Origin of the sequence: Insulibacter thermoxylanivorax (genome assembly GCF_015472005.1) — a bacterium.
Lineage (GTDB): Bacteria > Bacillota > Bacilli > Paenibacillales > DA-C8 > Insulibacter > Insulibacter thermoxylanivorax.
This window is the reverse complement of the sequence record NZ_BMAQ01000042.1, coordinates 21,423-27,511: the sequence shown is the minus strand read 5'-3', so window position 1 is coordinate 27,511 and position 6,089 is coordinate 21,423. Positions and strand designations below refer to the sequence as shown.

5 protein-coding genes are annotated in these 6,089 nt (G+C 49.5%); 1 reads left to right on the top strand and 4 read right to left on the bottom strand.

Annotated features, from left to right (window positions below; genetic code table 11):
* Positions 1 to 950: 950 nt before the first annotated feature.
* Entirely contained in the window at positions 951 to 1,820 is an 870-nt protein-coding gene (locus tag PRECH8_RS13220) for a nucleotidyltransferase-like protein (RefSeq protein WP_200967563.1), read from the bottom strand.
* A 116-nt stretch (positions 1,821 to 1,936) separates the two neighbouring features.
* Between PRECH8_RS13220 and PRECH8_RS13215 the strand changes: the two genes are divergently transcribed.
* A complete protein-coding gene (locus tag PRECH8_RS13215) occupies positions 1,937 to 2,302 on the top strand; it encodes a DUF2614 family zinc ribbon-containing protein (protein ID WP_200967562.1) in 366 nt (121 codons plus the stop codon).
* 71 nt (positions 2,303 to 2,373) lie between these two features.
* Here the strand turns inward: PRECH8_RS13215 and PRECH8_RS13210 are convergent, their stop codons facing one another.
* The 3 genes from PRECH8_RS13210 to PRECH8_RS13200 all read right to left on the bottom strand — a co-directional run bounded on the left by PRECH8_RS13210 (position 2,374) and on the right by PRECH8_RS13200 (position 6,080).
* Complete coding sequence (locus PRECH8_RS13210; protein ID WP_200967561.1) at positions 2,374 to 4,134, bottom strand: glycosyl hydrolase family 18 protein; 1,761 nt, start codon at positions 4,132 to 4,134, stop codon at positions 2,374 to 2,376.
* Positions 4,135 to 4,312: 178 nt separating this feature from the next.
* Positions 4,313 to 4,753 carry a Fur family transcriptional regulator gene (locus PRECH8_RS13205; protein ID WP_200967560.1) on the bottom strand — a complete coding sequence of 147 codons (441 nt, stop codon included), beginning with the start codon at positions 4,751 to 4,753 and terminating at the stop codon, positions 4,313 to 4,315.
* A 163-nt stretch (positions 4,754 to 4,916) separates the two neighbouring features.
* Positions 4,917 to 6,080 (bottom strand): DUF4097 family beta strand repeat-containing protein, encoded by a 1,164-nt coding sequence (locus PRECH8_RS13200; RefSeq protein ID WP_200967559.1) that lies wholly within the window; start codon positions 6,078 to 6,080, stop codon positions 4,917 to 4,919.
* Positions 6,081 to 6,089 lie beyond the last annotated feature (9 nt).

Below are 6,089 nucleotides of genomic sequence, written 5' to 3'. Positions count from 1 at the left end.
CCAGAGGGATATTACAGAGCTTTTGAACTAAGCTCGAAAGTTCATTCATTGACGTGTAAGATGCACTAACCGTCATCGGCTAGCCATGTCTTACTGTCAGGACATTACATGTTCGTTCTGCAGTTTTCAAAGAACAAGCGTGTTGATCTTGTCGTCACTCAGCGACATCGACTTTGTTGTCGGCGCCTTAGGGCGACTTTTTTACTATAACATAGATTCGAGCAACTTTGCAAGTCTTTTTTTGTTTTTTTCTTTCGGCCGATCCAGCGGCATCCTGCCAACCGTTCAGCCATGAGACTTGCTCAGCTAACGAATCAAGTCCGCCATCCTCGGTTCAGACTTATTAGAGTCCGTTGCCGAATTTCGGCGGCGAGAAATAATTTATCATAGCTTGGCACAGGAAGTCAAGGGGATCTAATTTGAAAAATCAATTACATATGAGAAACCTGCATTTCTCGCTCACAAGTTTCCTCTTAGTATCCTGTCTATTGAGATAAATTATCATACAGAACATATTTCTCAAGGGTGCAACAAAGGAAATATCCGCAGCCAGCCGTGATCCAATCGAAATATAAATATCATAAGTTTCAACCGATTTTTCGAATAAAGTCTCCTTCCTGGAGTGTGTTCCATACTTTGTGTCCGATTATTAGGACAAAACCACGGGCTGGAGACCTGCATGCACCATTTTTATCCGATATTTAGGACAAAAACCTGCATCTGGCATTAAATCATGCAGTCTTTGTCCTATTTTTAGGACAAAGACCTGATCCTGTTCGCATCCACACGTATTTTTGTCCTATTTTTAGGACAAAATCGCAGCAGGATGCAAAACCGCTAGCGGAAGCATACCCGCAACTGAACGCACAAACTCCTGTACGACATATTGTCATGTAATTCGTACATATTATACGCGCCAGGTTCTGCATCAGCATCACACAGATCCGTCGTCACACGGCACTGTACTGCAATTCGATCTCGGCAAACTGAGGGTCGCGTACCGCCAGGATCTCTTTGACCAGCGATTTAGCCGCCAATTTCTTCAAAACTGGGGTCAAGTCGATGTTCAGATGCTGCAGTCTAGGGTGACGGCTGAGCTCCAGGACACTCCAAGAGCGTTTGCCGCTCTTCAGAATGTCGAGCAGCAGTTTGCAGCAGTCCTTCATCTTCGAGACAATCGTAAATTCACAGACCAATACGATGAGCTGCAAACGTTGTTCCAATGTCTCATCACTGCGCGTTAGTTCATCATACAGCTTGTACACTCCGGGATTGATCTCGTAGACCTGCTCCCATACGATCTCCTCTGGATGAACCCCCGCTTCGATCACGACGATCCGCGCCCAGTGATGAATCGCTTCGACGATCTGGCTGTAGGCATCGAGGTAATACTCCCGCTTCAGATATTCCTTGCTTTGCAGATATGTCTTCAAGAATAGGGCGAATTCCTGCAGCAACCGTTCCTCCCTCAGATCCTGCCTGAAGGATCGAAGTTCTTCCCGAAGCTTCGTCACATAACCCGTTCGATCGAATACAATCTCCCCTTCGAGGAGCCACTGAATGACATAGCGGCACTCCTCCTGGAACAGCCATTGCTCCAGATGATGCGCATACAGCCATCTTTCTTGTATCCTGACGTCATCTTTAATATAATGTGAGATAGATTGTGACATATATCCGTCTGTTGTAATGACCAGGACCAAAGTGTCAAAACCGCCCAGCAGCGGATGGATTTGGTTGTCATTATTCACAATGAGCAGACCGATGATTCGCTCATCGGCTTCATATCTGTCTGTATAAAGCTTCTTAGCGTTGATCAAAGATAGCCCCCCCGGCAATACAATCCATTAACCTATAAACAAATAAATAATTCTACAAGTTAGTTAACATTCCTGCACACGGGGATCACTTTTCCAAAGAAAAGAGTGAATTTTCGATGAAACTGAAATCAGCTAAGATCAATGAATTCCGTACATGGGGACTGCTTCTGACGATGAGCGGGCTCTGCCTGATGATCATCGGCACCGGCGGCATCGTCGTGTTCGGTCATGAGATCGGCAGGATCTTCGCCTATATCTTCTTGGTCATAGGCACACTTGCGCTGTTAGCGAGTTTATTCGTTTATTTCTGGGCGGGTATGATGTCAACCAACACCGTCAGCATCGAGTGCCCGGAATGCGGCAAACTTACGAAGATGATCGGAAAGACCGATCGCTGCATGTTCTGTCATACGATCCTGACCTTCGACAGCAAGTACGCAGCCGGTCAGCAGACAGTTGCCGTTGAACAAGAAGGGACTTAAGGACTTAACGAAACACCGAGATATATAATGAAAGATCCGCCCTAATCGGGACGGATCTTATTATTGGCAGATCATTCCGGTCTGACTTTCAACACATCTTCGATGACTTCCCAGATATTCGGGGTCTCGAATCCTCTTCGCCACGAAGCGATCCCTGCTAAATCCAAACGTTTCACGATCTCTGCTCTGGCGCGCATCGAGACCTCATCCTCGATCCACATCTTATAGGTGATGCCGTCTTCCTCATAGCTTACATAGTTCTGTCCCGTCTTCTCGTCAAATACCGGCGTTAATCCACGGTCAGCGATGATCTTCTGAGCGCCGGACATATACAACGCCCGCGAGCTCACCTTCACCTTGCCGTCCACGACTTCTTCCGCCCACAATCTGGTGTAGAAAGGCACGCCTAAGATCATCTTGGATGCAGGCACTTCGTCATAGGCGATAATATCCCTGATTCCTTTCTCAGCCCATGACAGAGAAGCAACGGATCCCGCTGCCGGGCTCGATGCCCAGTGTTCGTCATAGCCCATCAAGATCATATAATCGACGATTTCGCCAAGCGCCTTGCGGTCCAGGAACAAGGACCACATCTCGCTGCCGCCGCGCACGGTAACATCAATCGAGATCACCAGTCCCTGCTCATGCGCCAGCGGCGTCAACTCTCTGACGAACTGGGTCAGCTTGTCCTTATCTTTGAGATACACGTTCTCAAAGTCGATATTGATCCCTTGCAGATTATAGAGTTCCGCGAAGGACAGCAGCTGCTTGATCATATGCATCCGTGTGTCATAGCTGGCCAAGGCCTCCGTGGTAATATCCGGATCGAAATTATTGCTGAACAAAGCCCATACTTGATACCCGCGATCATGCGCCCAGCTCATATAAGCCGGATCTGCGAGATTCGTCAGATTGCCCTTGCCGTCCTTTAGATGGAACCACGTTGGGGAGACCACATTCAGTCCCGGCATATCGCCAATCGCACTGGTATTCGTTTTGCCATAGGCGGTCACATGTTCCCAAGTCAGGTTGACTTTGCCGCCCAAGGGCTGCCAAGGAACGTTGGGCACCGTCTTAGGTTCCATGGGAACTTGATCAATCTTCGACAGCTGCACATCCTGCTTGCGGGCATAGCCCAGAATCCCATTCGTCAATTGCACGATATACCAGCCCTGCTCTTCGCCCCAGAGCATCAACTCTTCTCCCATCCGCAGATCGGCATAAATCTCTGCTTTGATGGTGGGTGCGGTACGCACGGCGATCGTCTCCATATCTTCACCCGGTACAGCGATTCCCCACTGCACTGCGTCGCCTTGCTTCATCACATGCACCACGCCCGTCGTCTCATCCTGCATGATGCGTATGCCGTAGAAGTCTAACAGCGGAGCAATCGGCATATAGACGATCTCATCGACCACTTCAACCGGGTATTCCAGATCGAAGGGCTGCTCGTTCATATAAGCGGTGAGCTGTTCCGTCTTGAAGCGGATGACGCGATCCTTCGTCGTTAAGATCACCGAATGGCTTTCTTCTTCGTAAGTTAGATATGGATCGATATATTCGCGGACGAAGTCCAATGGAAGCTGCAGCGCATCCCCTTGACCCCTGGCAGACAGCGAATATAATTGGCCTTGGTAATAGATTGGCTGCTCGATTCCGTCGTAAACGAAGGGCACGTGTTCCTTGTTCGGCAGATTTTCCTGCCAGTGGTTGTAGACCAGCACGACGGAATAGGCAATCCATGCCAAGGCAGCCAGGACGATGAGACGACTCATCCAACGGCCGCTTCGTCTGCGTCTGCGGGAAGGCCTTGGTGTGAATGTTTGCTCCACTCGTACATTTCCTCTCCTCTCAGATATCAAAGCATTAACGCACAAGAAAAAACGTGCCGCTTATCGCAACACGTTCATTATACCTCATCTATCACAGTGTGGAAGATAGAAAAATGCGTTAACGCACATAGGCACCAACTGGGCTCATCACAAGCAAATGCTCCATATCGTCTGTTAATTAGTGCACAGACGATGACTTCGCCATGCAATCCGGGCATGTGCCGTAAAACTCCATGCGATGGCCCTTAACTACGAAGCCCGTATGCTGTTCCACTTCTCGTTCGATATCCGATAAGGGTGAGTGCTCGAAGTCAACGATCGTTCCGCATTGTTCGCAGGTGACATGATAGTGATCGCTCATATCCGCATCGAACCGACTAGCGCCATCACCATAGGTCAGCTCTCGCACTAATCCCGCTTCTACGAACACTTTGAGGTTGTTATAGACCGTTGCCACACTCATATTAGGGAATTTGGGTTCCAGGGATCTATAGATCTCATCCGCACTCGGATGCGTCATAGATTCCATCAGGAATGTCAAGATCGCTTGCCTTTGCGGAGTCATGCGAATACCGGTCGCCTTTAACTTCTGCAAAGCGTGTTCGACTCGAGAGGACATTACGCCTCACCACCTTCATGTACGATTTCGTCAGATTATAATTATTATTATTATATTCTTATTTTAAGTCTGTAATACGCTTCTTGTCAATAAATCGTTCGACAATAACCGATAATTGGATCCTCTCTCATCTAAGAACCTTCGGAAACGGCCACACTGCTCTCTACTTCTGAATAAGATCGATTTCCAGGTCGCCATTCTTCGTCTCTGCTTCGATCACATGCAGTCCGCTGCCGATCTCGCCTTCTACCGACTTCCGTTTCTTGTTCAGCCATGGGATCGAGGTTTTGATATCCCCTCTGCCGCGAATCCGGTAATCTCCTGTCTCCGGTACTTCGAGTTCAAGATCCCCGTTCTTCGATAAGAACTTCCAATTGCCGCCGACGATTGGAGAGCTTACGATGATATCCCCATTGCTCGTCTCCGCGATGAAGGAAGAGTAGATATCCCTGGCTTCAACGTCGCCATTCTTCGTTCTGACTTCAGCCGGTCCTCGGACATCGGTGATCCAGACATCGCCATTGCTCGTTTCCGCCTCGACCTGTGAATACATGCGGCCGATATGGATATTGCCGTTCTTCGTTACCGCCCGAACATCGCCGGCGATGTCATAGATATCGATATCGCCGTTGCTGGTTCGAACGCTCATCCGCTCCAACAGTTCCAGACTGCGGATATCGATATCTCCATTGGCCAGCTCGAGCTCGTAATCGAAGAGGCGATCCCGCGGAACGGTGATGATCACATCCATCCGAGCTTCCGTCGTCCAGAAGAATCTCCGGTACCTCTTTCCAACGGCTTCGATCTCTAACGTCCTGCCGTCATCACGGATCTCCAGACGGGATTCATCTTCAACGGCACGGGCTTCGTGCTGACTAAGCAGCCCCGAGTAGACGATCGTGGATTGAAGCGCTACTTGATCCGTATCGCCCGACTGCAGAAGCACTTTGCCGTTTCTGTTTTTTACGCGGATTAACTCCGTCTGTGCACCCGGCTGCACATACTCGACGGGGCGCTCCACCCGATTCCAAGCTTGTTCCCAGAAGCGCCAGTTCAGCGTGTCCATATTCCCCGTGCCGAAGCCCGTCATGAGCATCACGACGAAGGCGATGGCGGCCGCTCCAAATACGGATCCGAACGAGAAATGCAGCTTGTCTGGCTGGTTCCGATAGATCAAGCTCAACAGGATCACTTCGACGCCCAGCACGATTAAGACTGCCGGCCACCATTCAACCAGCGTGCGCATATATTGGGTTCCAGACATTTGATCAAACACCAGCGCTGCGCCTGTTGCGATCAGGAGCAGCGCCGCGGTATATCTTCCCATGTGCACCAT